This is a genomic window from Stenotrophomonas sp. YJH_SMC_16 (genome assembly GCF_059367875.1).
Map to the genome: position 1 here is coordinate 503,410 of NZ_JCAFRH010000001.1, position 25,954 is coordinate 529,363.

Annotated in this window: 22 protein-coding genes; 9 read left to right on the forward strand and 13 right to left on the reverse strand. The window is 67.2% G+C overall.

The genetic code is table 11. The features are described 5' to 3' along the window. Positions 1–144 precede the first annotated feature (144 nt). The 3 genes from AC5P6E_RS02205 (at position 145) to glpK (ending at position 4,112) form a co-directional block, all read left to right on the forward strand. Positions 145–780 carry an OmpW/AlkL family protein gene (locus tag AC5P6E_RS02205; protein ID WP_010481310.1) on the forward strand — a complete coding sequence of 212 codons (636 nt, stop codon included), beginning with the start codon at positions 145–147 and terminating at the stop codon, positions 778–780. Between the two features lie 245 nt (positions 781–1,025). Beyond that, positions 1,026–2,510 carry a glycerol-3-phosphate dehydrogenase gene (glpD, locus tag AC5P6E_RS02210; protein ID WP_329835010.1) on the forward strand — a complete coding sequence of 495 codons (1,485 nt, stop codon included), beginning with the start codon at positions 1,026–1,028 and terminating at the stop codon, positions 2,508–2,510. A gap of 102 nt (positions 2,511–2,612) precedes the next feature. Then, on the forward strand, positions 2,613–4,112 hold the full coding sequence (gene glpK / locus AC5P6E_RS02215) for a glycerol kinase GlpK (protein ID WP_049411058.1): 1,500 nt from the start codon (positions 2,613–2,615) through the stop codon (positions 4,110–4,112). A 100-nt stretch (positions 4,113–4,212) separates the two neighbouring features. Here glpK and AC5P6E_RS02220 read toward each other — a convergent pair whose 3' ends face one another. Together AC5P6E_RS02220 and AC5P6E_RS02225 are read right to left on the reverse strand one after the other, a co-directional pair. Further along, positions 4,213–5,007: a MetQ/NlpA family ABC transporter substrate-binding protein gene (locus AC5P6E_RS02220; protein WP_495230648.1), complete on the reverse strand. Its 795-nt coding sequence runs from the start codon at positions 5,005–5,007 to the stop codon at positions 4,213–4,215. A 27-nt stretch (positions 5,008–5,034) separates the two neighbouring features. Continuing rightward, a complete protein-coding gene (locus AC5P6E_RS02225; protein WP_010481302.1) occupies positions 5,035–6,006 on the reverse strand; it encodes a helix-turn-helix transcriptional regulator in 972 nt (323 codons plus the stop codon). Positions 6,007–6,087: 81 nt separating this feature from the next. Here AC5P6E_RS02225 and AC5P6E_RS02230 point away from each other — a divergent pair, with 81 nt between their 5' ends. Beyond that, the gene (locus tag AC5P6E_RS02230) at positions 6,088–6,690 is read left to right on the forward strand and encodes a LolA family protein (RefSeq protein ID WP_010481299.1); all 603 of its coding nucleotides are present in this window, start codon (positions 6,088–6,090) and stop codon (positions 6,688–6,690) included. A gap of 107 nt (positions 6,691–6,797) precedes the next feature. Beyond that, on the forward strand, positions 6,798–7,574 hold the full coding sequence (locus tag AC5P6E_RS02235) for a DUF481 domain-containing protein (protein WP_010481298.1): 777 nt from the start codon (positions 6,798–6,800) through the stop codon (positions 7,572–7,574). Between the two features lie 128 nt (positions 7,575–7,702). On the opposite strand, the gene hemC is transcribed toward AC5P6E_RS02235, so the two are convergent. The 5 genes from hemC to mdoH form a co-directional block, all read right to left on the reverse strand. Continuing rightward, complete coding sequence (hemC, locus tag AC5P6E_RS02240; RefSeq protein WP_071305890.1) at positions 7,703–8,614, reverse strand: hydroxymethylbilane synthase; 912 nt, start codon at positions 8,612–8,614, stop codon at positions 7,703–7,705. Between the two features lie 650 nt (positions 8,615–9,264). Beyond that, complete coding sequence (locus AC5P6E_RS02245) at positions 9,265–9,996, reverse strand: LytR/AlgR family response regulator transcription factor (protein ID WP_010481294.1); 732 nt, start codon at positions 9,994–9,996, stop codon at positions 9,265–9,267. Between the two features lie 10 nt (positions 9,997–10,006). Beyond that, a complete protein-coding gene (locus AC5P6E_RS02250) occupies positions 10,007–11,050 on the reverse strand; it encodes a sensor histidine kinase (protein WP_043397582.1) in 1,044 nt (347 codons plus the stop codon). Between the two features lie 3 nt (positions 11,051–11,053). After that, a complete protein-coding gene (locus AC5P6E_RS02255) occupies positions 11,054–11,713 on the reverse strand; it encodes an alpha/beta hydrolase (protein ID WP_100050030.1) in 660 nt (219 codons plus the stop codon). Positions 11,714–11,763: 50 nt separating this feature from the next. Continuing rightward, positions 11,764–13,689 (reverse strand): glucans biosynthesis glucosyltransferase MdoH, encoded by a 1,926-nt coding sequence (gene mdoH, locus AC5P6E_RS02260; RefSeq protein ID WP_495230649.1) that lies wholly within the window; start codon positions 13,687–13,689, stop codon positions 11,764–11,766. 496 nt (positions 13,690–14,185) lie between these two features. Here mdoH and AC5P6E_RS02265 point away from each other — a divergent pair, with 496 nt between their 5' ends. Continuing rightward, positions 14,186–16,231, forward strand: coding sequence for a TonB-dependent receptor domain-containing protein (locus tag AC5P6E_RS02265; RefSeq protein WP_010481289.1), 2,046 nt, complete (start codon positions 14,186–14,188; stop codon positions 16,229–16,231). 60 nt (positions 16,232–16,291) lie between these two features. Here the strand turns inward: AC5P6E_RS02265 and AC5P6E_RS02270 are convergent, their stop codons facing one another. Then, positions 16,292–16,462: a hypothetical protein gene (locus AC5P6E_RS02270; protein WP_167345305.1), complete on the reverse strand. Its 171-nt coding sequence runs from the start codon at positions 16,460–16,462 to the stop codon at positions 16,292–16,294. Positions 16,463–16,675: 213 nt separating this feature from the next. On the opposite strand from AC5P6E_RS02270, the gene AC5P6E_RS02275 reads away from it, so the two are divergent. Further along, positions 16,676–17,062: a DUF2628 domain-containing protein gene (locus AC5P6E_RS02275; RefSeq protein ID WP_049436940.1), complete on the forward strand. Its 387-nt coding sequence runs from the start codon at positions 16,676–16,678 to the stop codon at positions 17,060–17,062. 78 nt (positions 17,063–17,140) lie between these two features. Here AC5P6E_RS02275 and AC5P6E_RS02280 read toward each other — a convergent pair whose 3' ends face one another. The 3 genes from AC5P6E_RS02280 to AC5P6E_RS02290 all read right to left on the reverse strand — a co-directional run bounded on the left by AC5P6E_RS02280 (position 17,141) and on the right by AC5P6E_RS02290 (position 21,785). Then, positions 17,141–19,672 (reverse strand): methyl-accepting chemotaxis protein, encoded by a 2,532-nt coding sequence (locus AC5P6E_RS02280; protein ID WP_321210415.1) that lies wholly within the window; start codon positions 19,670–19,672, stop codon positions 17,141–17,143. Between the two features lie 209 nt (positions 19,673–19,881). Next, positions 19,882–20,775 carry an NAD-dependent epimerase/dehydratase family protein gene (locus tag AC5P6E_RS02285; RefSeq protein ID WP_049480185.1) on the reverse strand — a complete coding sequence of 298 codons (894 nt, stop codon included), beginning with the start codon at positions 20,773–20,775 and terminating at the stop codon, positions 19,882–19,884. 98 nt (positions 20,776–20,873) lie between these two features. Then, entirely contained in the window at positions 20,874–21,785 is a 912-nt protein-coding gene (locus AC5P6E_RS02290) for a S41 family peptidase (RefSeq protein ID WP_495230651.1), read from the reverse strand. A 50-nt stretch (positions 21,786–21,835) separates the two neighbouring features. On the opposite strand from AC5P6E_RS02290, the gene AC5P6E_RS02295 reads away from it, so the two are divergent. Beyond that, complete coding sequence (locus AC5P6E_RS02295; RefSeq protein ID WP_049452889.1) at positions 21,836–22,300, forward strand: MarR family winged helix-turn-helix transcriptional regulator; 465 nt, start codon at positions 21,836–21,838, stop codon at positions 22,298–22,300. A 5-nt stretch (positions 22,301–22,305) separates the two neighbouring features. Here AC5P6E_RS02295 and AC5P6E_RS02300 read toward each other — a convergent pair whose 3' ends face one another. Then, complete coding sequence (locus AC5P6E_RS02300; RefSeq protein ID WP_495230652.1) at positions 22,306–23,802, reverse strand: DUF4434 domain-containing protein; 1,497 nt, start codon at positions 23,800–23,802, stop codon at positions 22,306–22,308. A gap of 244 nt (positions 23,803–24,046) precedes the next feature. Between AC5P6E_RS02300 and AC5P6E_RS02305 the strand changes: the two genes are divergently transcribed. Next, positions 24,047–24,370, forward strand: a complete 324-nt coding sequence (locus AC5P6E_RS02305) for a KGG domain-containing protein (RefSeq protein ID WP_413409076.1) — start codon at positions 24,047–24,049, stop codon at positions 24,368–24,370. A gap of 10 nt (positions 24,371–24,380) precedes the next feature. Here AC5P6E_RS02305 and AC5P6E_RS02310 read toward each other — a convergent pair whose 3' ends face one another. After that, the gene (locus AC5P6E_RS02310) at positions 24,381–25,853 is read right to left on the reverse strand and encodes an MFS transporter (protein ID WP_495230653.1); all 1,473 of its coding nucleotides are present in this window, start codon (positions 25,851–25,853) and stop codon (positions 24,381–24,383) included. Positions 25,854–25,954 lie beyond the last annotated feature (101 nt).

Below are 25,954 nucleotides of genomic sequence, written 5' to 3' on the forward strand. Positions count from 1 at the left end.
CATGAAAACAGGCTTTTCGCTCCGGTCGCTGAACAAGGAAAACTATTTTTTAACGTGCGTCGGATTTGATTCATGTTGGGGCGACTACGGTGTGCTCGCCCCGCAACCGGGGGCCCAAAACAAGAAACATTAGGAGATACCCCCATGCGCTCCATCCGTATCCTGAGTCTCGCCCTGCTGACCTCCGCCGCCTTCGCGCCGGCCGCTTTCGCCCAGGACAGCAGCAGCACCGACACCGCTTCGGGCAAGCATTTTGCCGTTGTCGGCGGCATCTCGCTGCTGGAACCGAAGAACGACCCGATCACCGGCGTGAAGAAGACCGATGGTGGCCCGGCGCCGACCGTCAGCTTCAGCTACTACATCAACGACAACTGGGCCGTTGAGCTGTGGGGCGCTGCCGACAAGTTCGACAACAAGTTCAAGGGCCCGGACAACGCCCGCCTGGGCTCGGTCGAGCAGCAGCCGATCGCGCTGAGCGGCCAGTACCACTTCGGTCAGGCTGACAACGTGTTCCGCCCGTTCGTGGGCGTGGGCTACTACCAGTCGAGCTTCAGCAACGAGAAGCTGGGCAACGGCGCTGACACCGACATCCGCTTCAAGGATGCCAAGGGCGTGATCGGCACCGTCGGTGTGGACATGAACATCAACTCCACCTGGTTCGCCCGTGCTGACGCCCGCTACATGCGTTCGCGCCCGGACGTGAAGGTGGGCGGCGAGAAGATCGGCGAAGCCAAGATGGATCCGTGGACCGTCGGCTTCGGCATCGGCGCCCGCTTCTGATCCAGGCTGCACCTGCTTCACTGATGTAACGCGACGGGCCCTTCGGGGCCCGTCGTCGTTTCTGTCACCCGCGTTCCACCTGTAGAGCCGAGCCCATGCTCGGCTGCTTTTATGTAGAGTCGAGCCAAGCCCCTATCCCGAGTCGAGCGGCGGGCTCCGCGCGCATTGCGATGCGTTACGTTCAATGGCGCCCACGGTAAATGGTGGCGCGGCTCGGCTCTACATAAACAGGACGCGGAGGCACGATGCACGACGTCGACCTGCTGGTGATCGGTGGCGGCATCAACGGCGCCGGCATCGCCCGTGATGCCAGCGGCCGCGGCCTGCGCGTGCTGCTGTGCGAACAGCACGACCTGGCCGCGCATACCTCCAGTGCCAGCAGCAAACTGGTCCACGGCGGCCTGCGTTACCTGGAACAGGGCGAGCTGGGCCTGGTGCGCAAGGCGCTGGGCGAACGCGAGGTGGTACGCCGGCAGGCGCCCCATCTGGTCCATCCATTGCGCTTCGTACTGCCGTGGGAACCCCACCTGCGCCCACGCTGGATGCTGCGCATGGGACTGTGGCTGTACGACCACCTGGGCCGGCGCAGCCCGGCATTTCCCGCCTCGCACGCCCTGGACCTTCAGCGTGATCCGCTCGGCCCTTGGCTCTCTCCGGACCTGCGGCAGGCCTTCAGCTACGCCGACGCGCAGGTGGATGACGCGCGCCTGGTGTTGCTCAACGCCCTGGACGCTGCCCAACGTGGCGCGCAGGTACATGTGCGCAGCCGCTGCATCGAGCTGCGCCCTGTACAGGGCCATTGGCAGGCCATGCTGGAATCCGCCGATGGACAGCATCATGTGACCGCGCGCGCCGTCGCCAATGCGGCCGGTCCATGGGCCGGCGGCCTGCTGGAGCAGATGGAGGCACGCAGCGGCGGCCCGTCACTGCGGCTGGTACAAGGCAGCCACATCGTGCTGCGCCGTCCCTGGCCCGATGACAGTGCCTGCCTGCTGCAGCAGCCCGATGGCCGCGTGGTGTTCCTGCTGCCGTTCGCCCACGATCATCTGCTGGTCGGCACCACCGACACCGACTACCGCGGCGATCCGGCACGCTGCAGCGTGCTGCCTTCCGAGGTGAGCTACCTGTGCGCGGCCGCCAACCGTTATTTGCGCGAGCCGATCACTGCGCAAGACGTGGTCTGGCAGTTCGCCGGCGTGCGCCCATTGCTGGCCGACCCGGACCCGCGTGCGGCGAAGCTGAGCCGCGACTACCGACTTCAGCTGCAGTCCTACCCGGCACCGGCGCTGCATGTGCTGGGCGGCAAGCTGACCACCTACCGGGTGCTGGCCGAAGAAGCGCTGAACCTGCTGCGCCCTGCCCTGCCACAGATGGGACCGGCCTGGACAGCAGGTGGAGACCCGCTGCCGGGCAGCGACTGGGGTGACGCCGCACAGGCGCGCTCCCGCCTGCAGGCGCTGGCACCGTGGTTGCCCGAGGAAATCGCACGCCGCTGGGCCGGCGCCTACGGCAGCCGCAGCGCGGAGCTGCTGCATGGCCTGCAGGGTGTGAACGATCTTGGCGAGGACTTTGGCGGCGGCCTGCATGCGCGGGAAGTCGCCTTCCTGCGTGAGCACGAATGGGCCCTGGATGCCGAGGACGTGCTGTGGCGGCGGAGCAAGCTGGGGTTGCGGCTGGATGCGGCGCAGGTGGCGCGACTGCAGGCGTGGATGGAGCAACCCACCCTGTAGAGCCAAGCCATGCTCGGCTGCGCTGTGCAAATGCAGCCGAGCATGGCTCGGCTCTACAGAGAGAAAGGTAAGTTACCCTGACCGTTCTACCGGAGACGCTGCATGACGCCCCGCTACGTGCTGGCCATCGACCAGGGCACCACCAGTTCGCGCGCGATCCTGTTCGACCGCGCTGGCGACATCGTCGGCAGTGCGCAGCGCGAGTTCGCGCAGATCTTTCCGCAACCGGGCTGGGTTGAGCATGACCCACGCGAGATCCTCACCAGCGTCTATGCCACGCTGACCGAACTGCTCAGCCGTGGTCAGATCGACCCGCGCCACATCGCCGCACTGGGCATCACCAACCAGCGCGAAACCACCGTGGTCTGGGACCGTGCCACCGGCCAGCCGATCCACAATGCCATCGTCTGGCAGTCGCGGCAGAGCCACGCCATCTGCGAGCGGCTGAAGTCCGACGGGCATGAAGCGCTGATCCGCGAGCGGACCGGCCTGCTGATCGATGCCTATTTCTCTGCGACCAAGGTGCGCTGGATCCTCGACCACGTGGAAGGTGCGCAGCAGCGCGCCGAGCGTGGCGAACTGCTGTTCGGTACCATCGACAGCTGGCTGGTGTGGAACCTCAGCGGTGGCCAGGCGCATGTGACTGACTACAGCAACGCGGCGCGCACGCTGCTGTTCAACATCCACACGCTGGACTGGGATGACGACCTGCTGGCCCTGCTCGACATCCCGCGCGCGATGCTGCCGCAGGTGCGCGATTCCAGTTCGGTGTATGCGCACACCCGGCCACAGTTCTTCTTCGACCACCCGATCCCGATCGCCGGCATCGCCGGTGACCAACAGGCGGCGCTGTTCGGCCAGGCCTGCTTCCAGCCAGGCATGGTCAAGAACACTTATGGCACCGGCTGCTTCATGCTGATGCACACCGGCACGCAGGCGGTGCGTTCGCGCAACGGCCTGCTGACCACCATCGCCTGGGGCCTGGATGGCCGCGTGGAATATGCGCTGGAAGGTTCGATCTTCATCGCCGGCTCGGTGGTGCAGTGGCTGCGCGACGGCCTGCGGATGATCGAGCGCGCCAGTGACAGCCAGGCGCTGGCCGCGCAGGTGCCCGACAGCAGCGGCGTCTATCTGGTTCCCGCCTTCGTCGGCCTGGGGGCGCCGTACTGGCGCAGTGATGTGCGCGGTGCGATGTTCGGCCTGACCCGTGGCACCCGCAAGGCGCACTTCGTGCGCGCGGCGCTGGAAGCGATGGCCTACCAGACCCGCGACGTGCTCGATGCGATGCAGTCCGATGCCGGTATCGCGCTGACCGAACTGCGCGCCGATGGCGGCGCGATCGGCAACGACTTCCTGGCCGGCTTCCAGGCCGACATCCTCGGCGTGCCACTGCTGCGGCCGCGGTTGACCGAGACCACCGCGCTGGGCGCGGCCTACCTGGCCGGTCTGGCAGTGGGGTTCTGGTCCAGCCGCGAACAGATCGCCGCGCAATGGGGCCTGGACCGGCGCTTCGAGCCACAGATGGACGTGGCCCGGCGTGAAAAACTGTATGCAGGATGGCAGCAGGCCGTTGCCGCCACCCTCGCCTTCCACGTCGACTGACTTTGTAGAGCCGAGCCATGCTCGGCTGCCGTTGGTGGGGTGCCGCAAAAAAGCAGAGCCGAGCATGGGCTCGGCTCTACAGGGACATTGGCGCCGGCAATCAGAACGCCGGCAGCACCGCGCCCTTGTACTTGGTCTCGATGAAGGCCTTCACCTGCGGGCTGGTCAGGGCCTTTGCCAGCTTCTGCACGCGGGCGTCGTCCTTGTTGTCCGGGCGCGCGACCAGGAAGTTCACGTACGGCGAGTCCTTGCTCTCGATCGCCAGTGCATCCTGGGTCGGGTTGAGGCCGGCGTCCAGCGCGTAGTTGGTGTTGATCAGGGCCAGGTCGACCTGGTCCAGCACGCGCGGCAGCATCGCCGAGTCCAGCTCGCGGAACTTCAGGTTCTTCGGATTGGCGGTGATGTCACGCAGGGTCGACAGCGCGTTGGTCGGATCCTTCAGCTCGATCACGCCGGCCTTGTGCAGCAGGATCAGCGCACGGCTGTTGTTGCTCGGGTCGTTCGGGATCACCACGTCGGCGCCTTCGCGCAGCTCGACCAGCGACTTGATCTTGCGCGAGTACGCACCGAACGGCTCGATGTGCACGCCGATCACCTTCACCAGATCGGTCTTGCGGTCGCGGTTGTAGGCGTCCAGGTAAGGCTCGGTCTGGAAGTAGTTGGCGTCCACCTGCTTCTGCACCAGCTGGTCGTTGGGCTGCACGTAGTCGTTGAATACGCGCACGTCCAGATCCACGCCTTCCTGCTTGAGGATCGGCTTGACCACTTCAAGGATCTCGGCATGCGGCACGGCCGTGGCGGCCACCACCAGCTTCTGCGAGGGCTCGCCGGACGTGCCGCAGGCGGTCAGGGCCAGCGCAGCGGCGAGCAGGGGCAGCAACAGGGTCTTCTTCATGGGCAGGAGGGTTCTCGGGGGGGAGTGTCAGGAGTTGTCGTAGTTGCTCAGGGCGAGCTCAAGCAGCGCCTTGGCCTGCTCGCGCAGCATCACCGGTTCGACGATCTCGGCATCCGAGCCGTAGTGCAGCACGTCCATCAGCAGCTCGCGCGAGACACTGTACGGCACCTTCAGTTCATAGCGGCCGTCGGCCAGGAAGCGGCCCTGCTGCTTGGAATGCCAGTGCTCGTCGGCCACCCAGCGCGCGGCCTTGGCGCTGAACAGGATGGTCGCCCAGCCCTTCGGCGCGCCGGAGAAGATGCCGTAGCTGGCCCCCAGCTGCTCGTCCAGTTCGCTGTCGGCCACGTCGCGGGCGGTGCTGTCGATCACCCGCGCCTTGTGGATGCGATCCACGGCAAAGCTGCGCAGCGCCTCGCGGTCATGGTCCCAGGCATCCAGGTACCAGTTGTCGCGGTAGTGGGTCAGGCGCTGCGGCGAAACGGTGCGCTTGGTCGGCTCGTCGGTGGAGCGGGCGCGGTACTCGAACGCCAGCTGGCGGCGCTCCAGCACCGCCGAAGCCACGCTGCGGAAGCTGCCTTCATCGAACTTGCGGCCACGGTGCGGAATTACCCGCACGCGGTCCACCGGCCAGCTGGAAACACCAGCCTGGGCTGCCAGCAGGCTCTCGATGCGCTGCTGCAGAGGTGCCAGCACCGAGGACAGCACGCCGCCGCCGGTCCGCGCCAGCAGGTGCTGCGAGGCCAGCAGGGCATGCAGTTCCTCCGAGCTCAGCCACAGGCCGGGCAGCTCGAAGCGGTCGCTCTCGTCGGCCTGGTAACGGAAGCCGGCCTCGCCGTCGCCCTCGATCGGTGCCATCAGCGCGTCGCGCAGGAAGGCCAGATCGCGGTAGACGGTGGCACGGGAGCAACCGAGCTTGTCCTGCAGGGTCGCCACCGTCACCGGATAGCGTGCGGACTTGAGCAGACGATGCAGGGCGGTGATGCGTTCGTATCGGTCCATACCCCCGATTATGTCCGAGTCGCGGGTCTTGTGTGGGACGTTTGGGCTATCGTGGTCGCCCCCACCCCTCTGGAACACCCGATGCGCCGGTTGCCTGCCCTGTCCCTGCTGGCCTGCCTGCTGCTGGCCGCCTGTGATCGCGCGCCCGCGCCGGCCAGCACCGACGCGCCCGTGCCTGCGGCGGATCCGGCGCAGGCGGTACTGGGCGCCAGCCAGCGCTTCTCGGCCCTGCGCAGCTTCCACGCCGAACTGGAGGTGCTGGGTGCACCGCAGCCGGTGCGCAGCGCCATGGACTTCGTCGCCCCCGACCGCTTCCGGGTGCAGACCCCGGCCGGTCCGCAGACGATCATCGGCGACACCATGTTCCTGCAAGCCGACGACGCGATCCGGCAGGTGCCGACCCCACCGGGCCTGCTCGAGCAATGGCGCAACCCGCTGCCGGCCGATGCCCTGCCCGCCGATCTGCAGGCCGAAGACCTGGGCAGCCAGTCGCTGGACGGGGTCGAGACGCGTCACTACCGGCTGCGTGGCGCGCAGCCCGGCGAACGCCTGGAGTACTGGGTGGACGCGCAGGGCCTGCCGCGGCAGATCGTCCGCAGCGGCAGCAGCAATGGCCGCAGCTTCCAGCTGCGCCTGCGCTATTCGCGCTTCAACGACCCGGCATTGCGCGTCGATCTGCCCTGAATAGGCGATCGCGGCAACGTCTGCTGAAGAAACCGTTTGGATCGATTCGGACCGCCATCACGCTTCCAGTATCATCACCGGCTGTCAACCGCTTCGGAGAAGCCCCGATGTCCCTGCGCGTGTCCCTGCTGATCCCCCTGCTGCTGTGCGCACCGCTCGCGTATGCGCAGGATGCCTCCGAACTGGCGGCGATGTCCTCGCCGTGGAGCGGCAGTGGCGGCGAGCTCGGCTTCGCTTCGGCACGCGGCAACAGCAGCACCGAGAGCTTCAACGGCCGCCTGCGCCTGCGCTACACCGATGGCGACTGGGTGCACAGCATGGACCTGGCCGGCCTGCGTTCCAGCTCCAAGGTGATCGAGACCCGCGACGACGGCTCCACCAGCCGCCGCAACAACACCACCGCCAACCGCTACACCGGCAGTGCCGGCAGCGCGCTGCAGCTGGGCGAGCACCGCCAGCTGACGGCCACGGTGCGTACCGAGCGCGATGACTTCGCCACCTACGACCGCCAGAGCTCGTTCGGTCTGGGTTACGGCACCCGCCTGTGGAACACCGAGCGTTTCTCGTTCGACGCACAGATCGGCCCCGGTGTGCGCCGCACCCACAGCACCGAGGACGACCGCACCCGCACCGGCATGATCGGCCGCGGCCTGTTCGACATGAAGTACTCGCTGACCGACAACACCGACCTGGTCAACACCCTGCTGGTCGAATCGGGTTCCTACAACACCTTCGGCCAGAACGACTTCGGGGTTTCGGTGAGCATGAACGAGCATCTGGCGCTGAAGGCCGGCTGGCAGGCGCGTTACAACAGTGACGTGGCCGAGGACAAGCGCAAGACCGATACGCTGACCACGATGAACGTGGTCTACAAGTTCAAATAAGCAGAACGGGCGCCGAGGGCGCCCGTTTCGTTTTTGTAGAGTTGAGCCATGCTCGACTTGAGCGCGAAGCCCGGGATTTTCCCGGCGAAGAGCAGCCGAGCATGGCTCGGCTCTACAGACATCGGGGCTCAGGCGTTCAGCAGTTCGCCGGCGCCATCGTCCAGCAGCAGCTTCGCCACGCGCTGGCCCAGCGCTTCCGGGGCATTGGCCGGGCCCACCGCCTCGGCACGCACCGCACGGCCATCGCTGGCGCTGCCAACCAGCCCCTGCAGGTGCAGGTCGTCGCCCTGCCACTGCGCGATGGCCGCAACCGGTACATGGCAACTGCCATGCAACGCACGGTTCATCGCCCGCTCGGCTTCCACGCAGGCACGCGTGGCCGTGTCATCAAGCGGGGCGAACAACGCCATCAGGCGCGCATTGCCGCCATCGCACTCCACTGCCACCGCGCCCTGCGCCGGGGCCGGCAGCCACTGCGGCGGTTGCAGGCGCGCGACGATGCGCCCGCCCAGGCCCAGACGCTCCAGGCCGGCCACGGCCAGCACGATGGCGTCGTAGCCGCCGTTGTCGAGCTTGGCCAGGCGGGTGTTGACGTTGCCGCGTAGGTCCAGCAGCTCCAGGTCCGGGCGCAGCGCGCGCAGCTGGGCCTGACGACGCAGCGACGAGGTACCGACCCGCGCGCCGATCGGCAGCGCGTCCAGCGAGGCGTACAGATTGGAGACGAAGCCATCGGCGGGATCGTGGCGGGTCAGCATTGCCGGCAACGCGAACGGCGCGTCCAGTTCCATCGGCACATCCTTCAGCGAATGCACGGCGCAGTCGGCCTCGCCACGCAGCATGGCCAGCTCCAGTTCCTTCAGGAACAGGCCCTTGCCACCAATCGCGGCCAGCGAACGGTCGAGCACCTCGTCGCCGCGGGTGCTCATCGGCACCAGTTCCACATGCAGGCCGGGGTGGGCCTGGCGCAGGCGGTCGGCGACGTGTTCGCTCTGCCAGAGGGCGAGCGGGCTCTTGCGGGTGGCGATGCGGACGGTTTCCATCCGGTCATTATCGCGCCTCCGGCGGGGATACGACCAACGGCGGAGCCCCTCGTGGCTTGGAGCAGCAGCTGGGCTTGGCCGTGCGGGGTGGGTTCGCGGGGGACGCCGTAAACCCATCCTTGGGGGCTTGGCCGCGGCATCCATGCCGCGGACACCCCCGCGAACCCACCCCGCCCGACCTCTGACAGTTTCCGTGCGCGTCAGCCACGGAAGATCAAAAGAAAAAAGCAGAAGCAAAGGCAACAGCCGGCAGCTTCGGGGGTCAGATCCCTTTTCCGCAGGAAAAGGGATCTGACCCCTGTTTCCAAGCCGATAACACCAATGCTCTTGCCGTCCGTCACCGGGAAATTCGCGAGGGTGAGGCGGGATGGGCGGGCGGGACCGTTGGCGCCATGGGCCCGAGGCATGCCTCGGGCGGGTTGGGCAGGACGCCCAACCCCGGTCTTGCCGTGTGCGCAGGACAGCGCGCACGAGCAAGGCGCCATCGAGCCCCCATGGATGGGTTTACGGCGTGTCCCGCCCGCCCATCCCGCCTCACCCAACACGCAACAGCACAGAGCCGACGACCCGCTGTTGCAGTTGCAGTTGCAGTTGCAGTTGCAGTTGCTGTTGATTTCACAGCAGTCGCGGCCGCAGGCCGCGCGGAACACTCACAGATGCCGCAATTCCTGCTTCAGCGTCGCCACGCAGCGGCGGCTGACTTCCAGCGGCTGCTTGCCATGCCGCAGCATCGCCTGCACCTGACCGCCCGTGCCTCGACGCAGCTCCACCAGCTCATGGCGTGCCACCAGGCAGTTGCGATGGATGCGGATGAAGCGGCTGGCGAACTCCTCCTCCAGCGACTTCAGCGACTCCTCGATCAGGTCTTCGCCGCGTGCGTGGTGCACCACCACGTACTTCTCTTCGGCCTGCAGGTAGTGGATGTCGTCCAGCGGAATCAGGCGCAGGCTGCCGCGCAGGCGCGCGCACAGCATGCTGCGGGCCTGCTGCCCGCGGTGGTCCTGCGGCTGGCCGTCGCGGCCGGCCAGGAACGTGCGTGCGCGTGCGATCGCTGCAGCCAGGCGCTCGGCACGCACCGGCTTCATCAGGTAATCGATCGCTGCCGCTTCGAAGGCCGACAGTGCATGCGCGTCGTAGGCAGTGCAGAACACCACCGCCGGGCGTGGCTCGAAGCTGGCCAGGTGGCGGGCCGCTTCCAGCCCATCCAGCCCGGGCATGGCGATATCCAGCAGGACCAGGTCCGGCTGCAGCTCCGCGCACGCGTGCAGGGCCTGCTCGCCGTTGCCGGCCTCGGCCACCACATCCACGCCGTCCTGCGCGGCCAACAGGCTGCGCAGGCGCTCGCGCGCCAGCGGTTCGTCATCGGCGATGACTACCCTCACGATCGCTCCCTCACTGGATCGGCACTGTCACCTGGCAGGCATAGTAGCCCTCGCTCCAGCCAGCCGTCATCCGCGCGGCGCTGCCGAAGCGCCAGGCCAGCCGATGGCCGATGCTGTGCTGGGCATGGCCGGCACCGCGCGCCAGGGCCAGCCCGGGGGCCTGCGGATCGGGCGCCGGATTACGCACGCGGATCTGCAGCTCATTGCCCTCGCGCGCCAGCTGCAGCTCGATGGTCCCACCCTCGGGCAGCCGCGAGATGCCATGCAGCACTGCGTTCTCCACCAGCGGCTGCAGTACCAGGCGAGGCAGGGGAAGATCCCAGGGCAGTGGCTCGTCGCGTTGCCAGCTCACCTGCAGGCGCTCGCCCAGTCGAAGTGATTCGATCGACAGATAGCGCTCGGCCAGCTCGCATTCGTCACGCAGGGTGGAATCGCCCTCGCCCGCCCCCAGCGCGGCACGGAACAGATCGGACAGGTCCAGCACCGCCCGCTCGGCCACCACCGGGTCGCGATGCAGCAGGCTGGCGATCAGGTTCATGCTGTTGAACAGGAAATGCGGGCGGATCCGCGCCTGCAGCGCGTCGGCCTGTGCGCGTGCGTTGGCCTGTACCTGCGCGGCCCAGCGATCACTCACATAGAAGTAGCGCAGGGCCAACGCCGTGATCAGCGCCGTCGTCGCGGCGCTGCCCAGCGTGAAGCGCCAGAAGCTGATGCCGCGGGCGAAGTTGTCGCCAAGCACCGCGTACAGGGCATGCACGATGCCCGCGCAGACCACCGCGATCAGCGTCGCCAGTGCGATGGCCGAGACCGCCCCCAGGACCTGTGGCAACCTCGACAACGCGTTCCGCAGCAGGCACAGGCTGGCCGTTACGGCCAGCGCCAGCCACAGCGCGAAACCACTGGCCGACAGCAGTTCGCCCACGGTCCAGTGGCGGCTGCCATCCGGGGCCAGGGCCAGCACCACCACCACCAGTTCGGCCAGGCCGAGCATCGCCGCCAGCCGCGGCAGGCGGCACAGTTCCGGCATCCAGGGCGGGGCGCTGGCCGGTGACATGGCTCAGGCAGCGCCCAGGCGTTCCTGCAACCAGTCACCCAGCGCCTGGATCTCTTCGGCGCAGACCTGGTGGGCCATCGGGTAGCTGTGCCATTCCACCTCCAGGCCCAGTGCCTGCAGGGCCTGCGCGCTGTGTACGGCCACCGCCTGCGGAATCACCGGGTCGCTGCTGCCATGGGCCATGAACACCGGCACCTGCACCGCTCCGTCAACGCGCTTGGCGCTCTCGGCTTCCGGCAGGTAGGTGGACAGTGCGATCAGGCCAGCCAGTGGCGCGGTGCGTGACAGCGCGGCGGTCAGGATGATCGCGCCCCCCTGCGAGAAGCCGGCCAGGAAGATCTTCTCCGGCGCGATGCCGCGCTCGACCTCCCGCGCAATCAGCGCATCCAGCTGCACCACCGATTCCTGCACGCCGGCCATGTCGGCGCGCGAACGGAAATCCATGCCGACGATGTCGTACCAGCCACGCATCGGCACGCCGTTGTTGATCGTGATCGGCCGCACCGGTGCATGCGGGAACACGAAGCGCAGCGCCGGCCAATGCGGACGCACCAGCTCCGGCACGATCGGTGCGAAGTCGTGGCCGTCGGCGCCGAGGCCGTGCAGCCAGATCACCGACCACTGCGGCGAGGCGCCGGTTTCCTGTTCCACCGTTTGCAGCATGATGCGGCTCCTTCAAGTTCGAGCCGCATTATGCCGCTGCCGCGGGACGATCAGTACAGCGTCGGTTGTTCGGCGGCTTCCCGTCGCAGCTGCGCGGCGCGTACCAGCACCGGCGGCGGGATGTTCTCCTCGGGAATATCGAGCAGGCCGAGGCGATGCAGGAAGACACCCGGGCCGCGCGAAGACGTCAGCGCCACCACCGGTACCGCCAGCACCATGCCGATCACCACCGGCGCCATCCACGCGGCCAGCGAGGGCGATACCGCCCAGGCCAGCACGCCCATGAAGGCACCGAACACGCCCAGGCCGCCGTAGCCGCGGATCAGCGCCAACCACGAGATGCCGCCATCGTCGCGCTGCTGTGCGTCCCAGCCGGAATCGCGGCCGGACAGCACTTCGGCCACGCCGCGCGACTGCACGTACATCACCACCGGTGCCATCAGTGCCGCCAATACGGTTTCCACCAGCATCGAGACGAACGCGCGGATCGCACCACCGCAGCCGCGGCGGTCGACCGGGTCCAGCAGCATCGCCAGGTAACCCAGCACCTTGGGCAGCAGCAGCACCGCCATGGTCGCCGCGAACAGGCGCACCACCTGTTCCTCGTCCTGGGCCCGCCAGTACACGCTCGGCGACAGGTGCAGCAGGGCGTTGAAATCGATGCCTTCCTGGAACAACGGGATGGCGATGCCGATCAGCATCAGCATCGCCCACATCGGCGCGGTGAAGTAATGACCGATGCCGATCAGCATGTGCATGCGGCTGATCCAGTGCAGGCCGCGGCTGCCGACCACCTTGCCGTGCTGCAGGTTGCCCTGGCACCAGCGGCGGTCGCGCACCAGCAGATCGGTCAGCGTCGGCGGACCTTCTTCATAGCTGCCCCCCAGGTACGGCACCATGTGCGCGGCCCAGCCGCCCCGACGCATCAGCGCCGCTTCGACGAAGTCATGGCTGAGGACGTGGCCACCGAACGGCTTGCGCCCCGGCAGCGCCGGCAGCCCGGCCTGATCGGCAAAGGCGCGGGTGCGGATGATGGCGTTGTGACCCCAGTAATTGCTTTCGGCACCGTGCCACCAGGCCACACCGCGGGCGATCACCGGACCGTACACGCGGCCGCCGAACTGCTGCATGCGCGCGAACAGGGTGCGCCCACCGATCACCGACGGCAGGGTCTGGATCAGGCCGACATCGGCGTTGTGTTCCATGCCCGCGACCAGGCGCACGATGCTGTCGCCGGTCATCAGGCTGTCGGCGTCGAGGATCAGCATCTGCGGGTAGGCGCCGCCGAAGCGACGGACCCAGTCGGCGATGTTGCCGGCCTTGCGCCCGCTGTTGTCGCCACGGCGGCGGTAGAACAGCCGCGCCTGGCCATCGGTCACGCGCTCGCGCAGTTCGGCGAACACCTGCTCCTCGGCCCGTGCGATGTCTTCGCGGCGGGTATCACTGAGCACAAAGAAGTCGAACCGGTCGAGCTGGCCGGTGGCGGCCACCGACTCGTAGATCGCCTGCAGGCCGGCCAGCAGCCGGCGCGGGTCTTCGTTGTAGGTCGGCATCAGCAGCGCGGTGCGGCTGTGAACCGCCGGCAGCGGCTTATCCGGGTCGATGCCGAGGCGGTAACCCCGGTCGAACACGGCGGTCAGGAAGCCGGCCACTGCACTGGCGAAAGACAGCGCGATCCAGGCAAACAGGCCGACAAACAGGACCAGCAGGCAGGCTTCGAGCACGCTGATGCCATTGGCCGACAGCACCCGCCACATCATCCGGGTGGCGATGGCGGTCATCGCCAGCGTGCCGCCGAAGATGTAGAACCGGCGCAGGCCGATCAGTCGCGGCGAGGTGCGGTGGCGGCGAACCTTCAGTTGGCCTTCGCGCAGGGTCTGCTCGGGCATCTGCAACGGCGATTCGGCCGGCAGCAGCGTCCAGCCGGCATCACGCCGGGACGTATCTGCTTCCGCATGGATGGTCTGCACCCCCATTGCCGCCTACTCCGCGCAGTCGGCACGGCCGGCCATCCCGGCCGGGCTGCATGCACCAAGGTTCCCGGCGCGCTTTCCCGGCGCCCGCACTTGTCCTGGCTGCGTCGGCCTCACGCCACGCAGTCGCTGTCTGTCACTACCGGAACCCACACGATCTCCAACGGGGCGGAATCGAAAATGCGGCTCAGTCTAGGGCGCCGGATGTAAGCCGAGTGCGAAGGTCTACGCCGGGATTTATCCCCATTCAGCAAACAGCAGGCGAGTGCCGGGGCGTGGGTACGGATGTCACTTGGTCGCCCCAGGTACTGGATCGTAACAAACGCGAACGGTTATCATTTCATTAACCAGGCAGGTCACCGTCTTCCGCACGGCCGAGACCCACCCAGCTGCGCCGGTTCGAGCCGCGCGCCCAACGACCCATGGAAGGGGGGCCTGCCTGCTTGTCTGCTTGCGCCCGTTGCTTCCATCCGGTCCCCCTCATCCGATGGAAGCCGTCATGTCCCAGCTGTTCCGTTCCCGTTCCGCGCGCCTGCCGCGCACCCGCCTGGCCAGTGCCCTGGCCACCGCCTGCCTGCTGGCCCTGCCCGGCCTGGCCGCCGCCGAGGCCAGCGCCGATGCCTCCACCAAGGATCTGGATACCGTGGTGGTCACCGCCTCGGGCAACCAGCAATGGATCAAGGATGCGCCGGCCAGCATCAGCGTGATCAGCCGCGAGGACATCGAGCGCCAGCCGGTGCACGACCTGGCCACCCTGCTCAGCCGTGTGCCGGGCGTGACCGGTGGCCTCAGTGCGGTCGGCGAGCAGTCCAAGATCAAGCTGCGCGGCATGCCGTCCAATTACACGCTGGTGCTGGTGGACGGCAAGCGCATGGGCAGCTCGGCCTCGACCAACTACCGCCCCGACCTCGGCCGCCAGGATCTGAACTGGATCTCGCCCGACCAGATCGAGCGCATCGAAGTGGTGCGCGGACCGATGTCGTCGCTGTACGGCTCCGACGCCATGGGCGGCGTGATCAACATCATCACCCGGCGCATCGGCGATGACTGGAACGGCAGCGCAACGCACAGCTATACCCGCCCCGGCGATGACAAGCGCGGTGATACCCAGCAGATCGGTGCGACCTTCTCCGGCCCGCTCGGCGAGCGCTTCGGCCTGCGTATCGGTGCCAACAGCATGCGCCGCGACTCGGACCGCTCCAACGGCGGTGTCTACGGCAACGCCTACGCCGGCGAGAAGGACCGCAACGTCGACGCGCTGCTGCAGTGGAAGCTCAGCGATGCGCAGGAACTGTCGCTGGAAGCCGGCCATGGCGTGCAGCAGGCCTTCATCGATGCCTCGCTGGAGAAGCAGGACGAAGGCGCCTGGGGTGCCAGCGAACTCAAGCGCAGTTCGCTGGCGCTCAACCACGACGGCAAGTGGAGCTTCGGCAACTCGAAGATCAGTGCGTACTGGACCGAGTACAAGAACGACATCGGTGCCACAGGCCGCTCCGAAGCCACCGATACGATCATCGAGGGCAGCCTGACCACGCCCTTCACCCTGGGGGTTGAACACCAGTTCGCCGTGGGCGGCCAATGGAAGCGCCAGGAACTGACCAACACCGACACCATCGGCCGCGCGCCGATCGACTATGCCGGCAATGCCGTCAGCGGCTCCGATCTGGAAGTGGATACCTGGGCCCTGTTCGTCGAAGACGAACTGAAGCTGCACCGCACCTTGGCGCTGACCCTCGGCGCACGTCTGGATCACCATGAGAAGTTCGGCGGCCACGTCAGCCCGCGTGCCTACCTGGTCTGGCATCCGGCCGAGCAATGGACCATCCGCGGTGGCGTTTCCAAAGGCTTCCGCGCACCCAGCCTGACCGAGAATTCGGCCACCGCCGCCACCCAGTCCGGCGGCCGAGGCTGCACCTCGCTGATCCCGCTGGGCTATACCCGCGGCGGCTGCTACATGGCCGGCAACCCGGACCTGGACCCGGAAACCAGCACCAACCGCGAGATCGGCATCAGCTTCGACAACGACCTGGTCGATGCGGGCCTGACCTACTTCCATACCGACTTCAGGAACAAGATCGAGTACGCACCGCTGGGCAGGTTCAACGGCATCTGGTGGACGCGCATGAGCAACGTGCAGCGCGCACGCACCAGCGGCATGGAAGGCAACCTCAATTTCCGCTTCGGCGAGCACTGGCGCTGGCGCACCTCGGCGACCTGGATGAAGGAAGCCAAGAACCTGACCACCGGCCGCAACCTGATCGATACTCCGGAATTCTCTGGCTATTCGTCGCTGGACTGGACGCCCAGTACGGTGTTTTCCAGCAGCCTGTCGGCGCAGTACACCGGCAAGCAGACCGGCACGGCGACGACCTTCCTCAAGGCCTACACGTTGTATGACCTGACCGCGGCCTGGAACGTCAACGAGGTACTGACCCTGCGTGGCGGCGTCAGCAACCTGGCCGACAAGAAGCTGTATGCCGAAGGCTCCACCGACTACTTCGTGGCCGGGCGCAGCTACTTCATGAGCATGACCGCGCGGTTCTGACCGGCGGCGCGCGCCGCGATCGCGCTGGCAGCACGCCAGCGCGATCGGCGGTGTTGCGGATTACTCGCTTTCCAGCGCGGCCGCGGCCGCGTTCTGCGTAGCGGCCGTGCGTGCACGGTCCATCGCTACCGCCAGTTGCTGGCGTGCGAGCAGTTGTTGAGCCTGCACCACTTCAGGTGTCGGCAGGAGCACCGGTCCCGGTGCGTTTTCCGGTGTAGCAGGTGTGGTCATGCAACCTCCATGGACATCCCGCCGCCGCCCGGGTTCAGCTGGGGTGGCAGCGGAACTGCGCACCCTATCCTAAAAACAAGGCGGATGGGTGACGGTGCGGCGCCCCGCCGCACCACAACGAACAAGGCGGGCGTCACATTTTTGACGCCGAAGCTTGGATCCTGAATAGGACTTGTCCTATCATGAAAACGTTTTCCAACAGGGATGTTTCCCATGAATACCACTGACCTGTCCCAGTTCAGCCCGAAGTGGCAGTTCCGCTTCAACTTCTTCCGCCAGCACGGCGCCCCCAAGAATCCCGGCTTCAAGCAGGCCTGGAAGGCGCTGTCCTTCGGTGACCGCCTGAAGATCAACCTGAACTTCTTTGCGCTGTTCTTCGGCGCCATCTACCTGTTGATCCTGGGCATGTGGCGCAAGGCACTGGTGCTGATCGGCATCAACATCGTGCTGGCCATCGTCTCCATGTTCCTTCCGGACGTCGTGGGGCGGATGTTGTTCATCGCCATGAACCTGCTGGTCGCCTCCAGCACCAACTACAGCTATTACCTGGAGAAGGTGGAAGGACGCGCCAGCTGGAACCCGTTTGAAGGCATGTTCTGAGCCCTCAGAACTGCGCAGGGATGCGCGGCAAGGATGCAATCGACGCCCGGCCCCCGCCGGGCGTCTTCGTTTGCGGGGTCAGGCCGCGCGGCGTGCCACGGCTGCCGGTTCGGCGTGCAGACGGAAGCGCGAGACCGCCACCGCCAACTGCTCGGCCTGTTCTTCCATCGCACGCGCGGCGGCACTGGCTTCCTCCACCAGCGCGGCGTTCTGCTGGGTGGTTTCGTCCATCTGCACCACGGTCTGGTTGACCTGCTCGATGCCGGCCGACTGTTCGCGTGACGCGGCCGAGATCTCGGCCATGATCTCGTTGACCCGACCGACCTGACCCACGATCTCCTGCATGGTGCGGCCCGCGCCGTGCACCAGCTGCGCACCGGCACCGACCTGCGCCACCGAGGCGTCGATCAGCGCTTTGATTTCCTTCGCAGCGCCCGCCGAGCGCTGTGCCAGCGCGCGCACTTCGCTGGCGACCACGGCGAAGCCACGGCCCTGTTCACCGGCACGCGCCGCTTCCACCGCCGCGTTCAACGCCAGGATGTTGGTCTGGAACGCGATGCCATCGATCACCGAAATGATCTCGGCAATGCGCTGCGAAGAGGATTCGATCTGCTCCATGGTCTGCACCACCTGGCTGACCACTTGGCCGCCTTCGCTGGCCACGCCGGCCGCGGAACCGGCCAGGGTATTGGCCTGCAGCGCATGGTCTGCATTCTGGCGCACCGTGGAGGTCAGCTCCTCCATCGAGGCCGCGGTCTCTTCCAGGTTTGCCGCCTGCTGCTCGGTGCGGCGCGACAGGTCACTGTTGCCCGCGGCAATCTCACCCGCCGCCAGCCGGATGCTGGCTGCCGACTGCTGGATCTGTCCGACGATCTGGGTCAGCTGCTGCACGGTGCTGTTGGCGTCATCGCGCATCACCGCGAACACGCCGTGGAAGTCGCCCTGCATGCGCGCGCTGAGGTCGCCTGCGGCGATCGCGCGCAGCAGCGTCGACAGCTCGGCCAGGTTGTGATCGCTGACCTGCATCATGGTGTTGAGGGTTTCCACCATGCGGCGGAAGTCGTGGTCGAAGCGCAGTGCATCACCACGCACCGCGAAATCACCGGCGGCGGCGGCAGCGGCCAACTGCTGGATCTGCTCGTTGATCGCGGCCAGGTTGCTCTTGGTGGTGGCCATTGCAGCGGTGAAGACCGCCTTCTCGCCCGGCAGCGCTTCCATGTCCACGCTGAGGTCGCCCACGGCGTAGCGCTGCATCACTTCAACCAAGCGCTGGGTGACTGCATTGCTGGACGCCACCAACTGGTTGCTGTCGGCCACCATGCGACCGTATTCGCCCGGGAACGCCGAGGCATCCATGCGGTAGCTGAGCTCGCCGGCATCGTGGCGGCGCGCCATCTCCGCCTGCGCAGCCATCACCGCCTGCAGCTGGCCGCGCATGCCCTGCATCGCCTCCAGCAAACGCCCCACTTCATCGTCGCTGCGTGCCGGCAGGGTGCTGTCCAGCTTGCCCGCAGCGACATCGCCGGCCACACGCACGGCTTCGGCCAACGGGCGGATCGCCAACCGGCGCAGCAGCACATAGACACCGGCACTCAGCGTCAGCGCGGCCACAACGCCAACCAGCAGGGTCAGCCACAGAAGCTGGCGCGCCTCGGCCACGATCACCGCATGCGGCATCACCACGCCCAGCGCGAAGCGCTGAGGGGCGTCTCCCACGCGCAGCGGCACATACACGCGCACGTTGCCGGCCGCATCGGGGCTGAAGGCCTCGAACGGACGATCGGCGGCGATGTCGGCCAGCATGCTGCGGGTCAGGGCATCGTTGCGCGGCTTGCCGATCTCGGCGGCATTGGCCGAAGCCAGCACCACGCCCTTCGGCGACAGTAGTTCGACGCGGCCGGCCCCCATCGGCTTCAACGTGGCCAGGTGCTTCTGCAGCGCTGCCAGCGAAAAGTCCACGGTGAACACGCCAAGGAACCTGCCGTTCTCGATGATCGGCGTGCTCAGCGTACTCATCAGCACCTGCTGCCCGGCGATGTCATAGGCATAGGGTTCGCTGACCTTCGGCAGCTTGTCGCGGCTGGGCACCATGTACCAGTCACCGGAACCGCTGGCGGTCTCGGTGTAGTCGGTCATTGTCGACTGCTGCGGCTTGCCGTCGTGCCAGGCCCAGTAGCTCATGTAACGACCGGTAGCATCGTGCGCTTCGGTGTTGACGAACTCGGCATCCTTGCCGTCGAAGGCATCGGCCTCCCACATGGTGCTCTTGCCCAGCCACTCCGGGTGGGTACGCAGCTGTTCGCCAAGCACTGCCGCCAGGCTGGCGCGATCGGGCACGTCACCGCGTGCACGTTGGGCGAGCACGGTTTCGACCATGGCATCGTTGCTGGCGAAGGCGGTTCCCAGGTCGGCCGAAACCTGGCGCGCTTCGGCGTTGGCCTCGCTGGTCATGGTCTGGCGCGAGGCGCTGATCAGACTGGCGCTGGCCTGTCGGTAGATCAGGAATGCGGTCAGGCCGAAGCACAGCAGTGCAATCACAGCGGTGCCCAGCATCAGCTTGTGGGCAATGCTGCCCGAGCGGCGGGCAGCGGCGGAGCGGGAAGGAGGCATGGAAAGGTCCGCAAGGCAGTTCAGGACGACCGGCGCCGCGAGGGCACCGCGCAGGTGCGCGATCCGTCGCGCAGGCCACCGGCCGCCGGGACCCGCCCGGCGCAGGAAGCGCACCGGGTTAGCGGCCGCCTGCGAACGAGGTTGAGGCGCTCCGCCTGCACATTCCTGAACCTGCTCAGGGTCGGGTCAGGAACCCGCCCCGTTCCGTCCTATTCGGCAACCCGATCCTTGATCCACTGCGCCCGAGGCAGCACCTCGATGCTGCCAGCCGCGTACTGCTGCAGCACGTCGTCCGGGCCGAAGCGCGGCTGCCAGCCCAGTGTGCTGCGCATCAGTGCACTGTCGTAGACGCGGTCGATGCTCAACGGCAGCGGCCAGCCGCGGCGCTCGAACTCGGCCAGCAGCAGCGGGGCGCGGCGGGCCAGCACCCGGCGGGGCTGGGTCGCCAGTTCCAGGCAATCCTCGCGCAGGAACGGTGTCGGTGCGCAGGCAATATAGCGTGCGAAGGCAGCGCCCTCATCGTGCAGCAGCGCGGCATGTGCACTGGCCACGTCGCGCGCGTCGATGCCGCGGTGCAGGCGGAACATCGCCATCCGCTCCGGTGGCTCGGGGAAGCAGCGGGCCATGCGCAGCACGCGCACGCTGAAGCCCGGTGCCGCAGCGGCTTCGGCCAACGCCTCTGCCTGCAGCTTGCTGCGATGGTAGATCGTGCGCGGCAACGGCTCGGTATCTTCATCGATCCAGCGGCATCCGCCCGCCACTACCGCATGGCCATACAGCGCCGTGGTGCTGGTCAGCACGAAGCGGCGTGCACCGGCCTCGCGGGCAGCCTGCAACAGGTGTGCGGTCGCCTCCACATTGATCTGCTGGAATACCGCATCCGGCACCAGGCCGACATGAGGTGCGTGCAGGGCGGCGGTATGGATCACCGCATCGACCCCCTGCACCGCCCGCGTCACGGCCTGACGATCGGTGACATCGGCAATGATGCGGGTGGTGGCAAATGGGCTGCGATCCAGCCCCACCACTTCGTGGGCCGCCGCCAGCGCGCCGAAGATCGCACGCCCGATCCGCCCGGAACTGCCGGTCAACAGAATCTTCATTGAGTCCATTCACTCGAAGCGCCCGGGAACTACCGGGATGCTTCGATTCTAGGCACGCTGCATGTCGTCTGCGATAGGGCGCGGTTGCAATTGTGCGTTCATTTTGGCGATGCCGATCGGGCCAGCAGCTGCCGGGCGACGAACAGCGGATCGTCACCGCCTGCCGCATCAGGCGTGACCCCGGTACCTTCCCAGTTGGTTCCGGTACGAAGGTTGATCGGCTGCCGGTCGGGAATGCTGATCTGATAGCCATCCGGCAGCAGCACAGGATCATCGAACATATGTGCCGCGCCGCCACTTCGACTCCCAACGACACGTGCCCGCCCCTGCGCCTGCAGCGAGTACGCGACGAATTCGGCGGCCGAGCCGGTGCGGCGGTCGATCAGCACCACCAGCGGCTTCAGGTACAGCCCCAGGCTCGCCGGTGGCAACGGTACCGGACTGCGTTGGCCACGTTGTTGCAGTGACTGCACCTGGGTGATCTCCGCCGCCAGCAGGGTCCGCACCAGCAGGTCCGCACTGCCGTCATCCCCCCCCCCGTTCTGGCGCAGATCGAGCACCAGGCCATCGGTGTCGGCCAGCAGGGTGAAGGCCGCGGCCAGCTTCGGCCGGGCCAGATCGAGCGGATAGAAGGTGCTCAGGCGCAGGTAGCCGATGTTGCCTTCCAGCACCCGCACCTCGCGCACGCCCGCACCATTGCTGCGTGCATCCGCGCGCCAGGCCATCAGCCAGTCATCCTGGCCGGCGCTGGCATCCACCCGCTCGACATGGAAGTGGCCATCGAACACGTCCAGGTCCTGGTTCAGGCGTGCGCTGAACACCTTCGGGTCCGCGCAGCTGTCCGCATAGCGCTGCTGGGCGGACCAGCCGCGCACCACCTCGGCAATGCGCGCGCCTTCGGCCACGTCCAGGTACTGCGCCTGTATCGCCGTGGCCGCCGCCTGCAGCACCGCGTCCTGGGCCGGGCAGGACGCCGCCAGCAGCGCGCCCAGCATCCACGAAACCACCATGACCGCACTCCACGTTGATGATATGTAAGTGCTTATATATCATCGCGACCATGGATCTCCAACATGCCTCCCTGGGAACGCTGCTGCGGGCCCTGCTCGACCAGCTCGACCCGGCGGTCGAGCAGGCCTACCGCGACCTGAAGCTGGACTACCGGCCGCGCTACACCCCGGTGCTGCGCACGCTGATGGCGCAGGGCCCCTGCCGCATCAAGGACCTCGCACTGGCCTGCGGGCTCAGCCATTCGGCACTCAGCCAGACGGTTTCAGCGATGGTGCGCGACGGTTGGCTGCACGCTGCGGTCGGTGAAGACAGCCGTGAGCGCATCCTGCAGTTGAGCCCGCGCGCACTGCAGGCGCTGCCGGCGCTGCAGACGCAGTGGCAGGCCACGGCTCGCGCGGCGCGCAGCCTCGATGCCGATCTTGGACAGTCGTTGGAGCAGGTGCTGCGCGACGCACTGCAGGCGCTTGAGCAGCGGCCGTTCGCGCAGCGACTGCGCGACACACCCCAGCGCTGAGGCACCTACTGTTCGGCTGCCATCTCGATTTCACTGAGGAAGGTCCAGCTGCCATTGGCCAACCGCAGCTCGAGCGTGCGGCACTGCGCGGCCAGCGGCGCGGCATTGCCCAGCACGTATTCCTCTTCGGTCGAACCGCTCAGCCCGGCCTGGGTGAATGGCGCCGACAGCACGCCGATGCGGGTTGCGGCAGAGCCCGGCTCAGCGCACATCACCTCCACCGACGTCGGCGTGACGATGCCCCAGGCCGGGCGGGTCATCGTGTGCAGGCCGATCCAGTCCACCCGCCGGCGCTGGCCGAGGTCGATGGTGATGCTGACATTGCCGTGCACGCCCACCCAGCCGGCATCCATCGGGTTGCGCGGATCCCCCACCCGGCGATCGAACAGTTCATGCCCGGTGCTGTCGGGATAGTTTGCGTCCGGCGCCGTGCTGTAGCTGTAGGTGGTCTGCACCGGATCGACACTGTAGGACGCACCGAGGCCATACAACCCGCGATAGGTGTTCATCATCCGCGGCGATTCGCCATACCCCTGGCCGGGGCCGACCACCTCGGACATGTGGTACTGGTTGAGCCAGGCAACGCGCTTGCCGGCCGAACGCGCACTCCACAACTGCTGGTTGATGCGCTGCACCGACGCGGAGCGATAGGCACCGGACAGCCCGTTGCCGGTCTCCAGGAACAAGGGGCTGCCATGGTTGAACAGTTCGATGTCGGCCCACAGGCCGCTGGCACCCAGCGCCGCCGACAGCGCCTCGTAGTACGCCTCGGTGGAATGACCCGCGCGATCCCACTGGAACAATCGGGCATGCGAGGCAGCACCGATGCCGTCCTGCCAGATCTGCACGTCCACGCCGGTGGCTGTACGGAACTGTGCAGCAGCCCGGCCCACGCTGACCGGATCCACGCTGGATGACGCCAGGTAGGGTGCCACCATCACCGGCCGCGAGGGTGTACTGCCTTTGAGCGCCGTCACGATCGCGCGATAGAACGGTGCGCGATCAATCGGCACCTGTGCCGGCTCGTCGGTGATGTACCAGCCGGCGAACGCCGGATGCGATCCGTACTGCTGGCCAAGCTGCGCCAGCGACTGCGCCAGCGACTGCGCCGCATCCTGTGCCACGGCCGTTGCATTCTGGCCCTGCCAGAAGGTGGCGCACTGCCCCGAACTGTAGGTGGTGCCCACCACGACCTTCATGCCGCGCGCGGCTGCCGCATCGAGCACGGTGCCGAGCTTGCCGGGAAAGCCGGCAATCCATTCGAAATCCTGCACACCGCTGGCGCATCCCACGCCGGCACGGGTGGCACGCACCTGACCGAGGATGATCGTGTCGTTGCCGAGGTCCTGCAGTTCATCCAGGAACAGCGGCAATTGCGCGGCTGGCAGCTGTTCGTCGGTGGCCGAATAGCCGACGTGAACAAAGCTGCCGGACAACAGGGGGCTGGCTGCATGGACGGGGGCGATACAGGCCAGCAATGCGATCACTCCAATCCTGTTCATGTTCTACGTCCCTGTGGTGGCCAGGCGAGTGGCGTTGTCGCGCATGCTATCAACAGCGGCGGTGACCTCGGTTGAGCGAAAGCGCTTACGGGTTGCGCCACCCGCCTGAATGGCTGCGCCATCAGCCCCGTGCGCAGGGCGCGTGAAAACCGTGGCGAAGATGGCGACCTGGACTTAGCGTGCGATGGCCAAGCATGGATGCTGCCGTCTACGAAGGCGGCGTCCACACTGCAGGAGATTTCACATGACTGAGCAGAACCCGCGCAGCTCCAACCGGGGCTTTGCATCAATGGACCAGGACAAGCAGCGCGCGATCGCTGCCAAGGGCGGGCGTGCCGCACATGCCTCCGGCAACGCGCATGAATTCAGTCCGGCCGAAGCACGTGTCGCAGGCCGCAAGGGCGGCGAGGCGATCAGCCGCAACCGCCAGCACATGGCCACGATCGGTCGTGAAGGTGGGCACGCTCGCCACGCCAATGCGCGCCAGCAGCAACAGCAGCAACAGCAGCAACAGCAGCCACACGAGATCGAACGCACGGCAGAGGGCCCGCAGCGCCAGCAGGGCTGACCGCTGCGCGTCAGGCCGGTGCGCGCTGGCGATACAGACCCAGCGCAGCAAGCAGGACCAGCGCACCGGCCACAGCCATCGCCCAGCCGAAACCACTGGCCATCGCACTGCGATACCACGCCAGTGTCTGCGGCGTGGCGTGCATCGAGCTTGGTTGCAGGATGAGTTCGCGCGCCTGTGCCACCAGCCCCCGCTGCCCGGCCGCCTGCGCGGAAACGGCGAAGTGCTGCACGGCGCGCCGGCCCATCAAGCTGCCCAGCAGCGCGATGCCCAGGCTCATGCCTGCTTGGCGTAACGCGTTCATCGTGGCTGAGGCGATACCCGCGCGCTCGACCGGCGCGCTGGCCATGACCGCCATGCCGGTCGCCGGCACTGCCAGCCCCATGCCAATGCCAAGCAGCACCAGCACAGCGCTGGCAAAAGCACGCGACGTAGCCGGTTCGAACGTGGCCATCGCGCACAGCGCTATCCCGGCCAGGGCGTAGCCCAGCACCAGCGCGGCATGCAGCCCGAGGTGGACGACCAGACGACCGAACAACAGCGAGACGACCCCCATCAACAGGAACTGCGGAGCCAGCTGGGAGCCGGCCTGCGCAGCGCTGTGGCCCTGCGCCTGCTGGAAGAACAGCGACAGGAAGAACAGGCTGGCATAGGCAGTGAAGCCCAGCACGAACGATGCCAGGTTGAACATGCCGAAGCGGCGGTCGGCAAACAGGTCCAGCGGCAGCAATGGGCGTACGACCCGGCGTTCAACGATGCCGAACAGGATCAGTCCGGCGGCTGCGACGCCCAGCGCCAGCAGGGCCACCGGCGCCAGCAGGCCATGCTCGCCGATCGCGATCAGGCCATAGCTCAGCGCACCCAGCGCGACGATGCTGAGCAGCTGCCCGGCGGGGTCCAGTGCGGCGTGCTGCGGATGCCGCCGCTCCGGAATTCCCCAGACGCCCAGCGCCAGCGCGAGCAGGCCCAACGGCAGGTTGATCAGGAAGATGCTGGGCCATCCGGCGCGCTGCACCAGCACGCCGCCCAGCAGCGGGCCCAGCACCAGGGCCAGCGCACTGAACGCGGACCAGCCACCGATCGCACGTGCACGCTGGCGCGGGTCGGGAAACGCGTGGCTGAGGATCGGCATTGCGGCGGGAATCAACAATGCGCCCGCGATGCCCTGCACTGCGCGCCCGGCCACCAGAGTTACAAGATTGCCGGCACAAGCGCACAGCAGGGACCCCAGCGTGAAGGTGGCGACGCTGAGCAGCCACATCCGCCGATGACCGTAACGATCCCCAAGCGGCCCCGCCGACAGCATCAGCGCCGACAACGCGATCGCGTAGGCGTTGATCACCCATTGCAGGCCGGCCATGTCGGTGTGCAACGCCTGCTGCAGGGTCGGCAGGGCGACGTTGACGATGCTGATGTCCAGCGAGGCGAGGAATGTGCCGAGGTAGGCGGCCAACACCAGGGCCGGACGTTGGAAACGCTGCATGGGTGGATCCCGGGGGAGGACGTGCGCGCATCGTAGCCACTGACTGACCGTCGGTCAATGACCGGCGGTCAGTCAATGCCAAAGGACAGCTAGAATGGCCA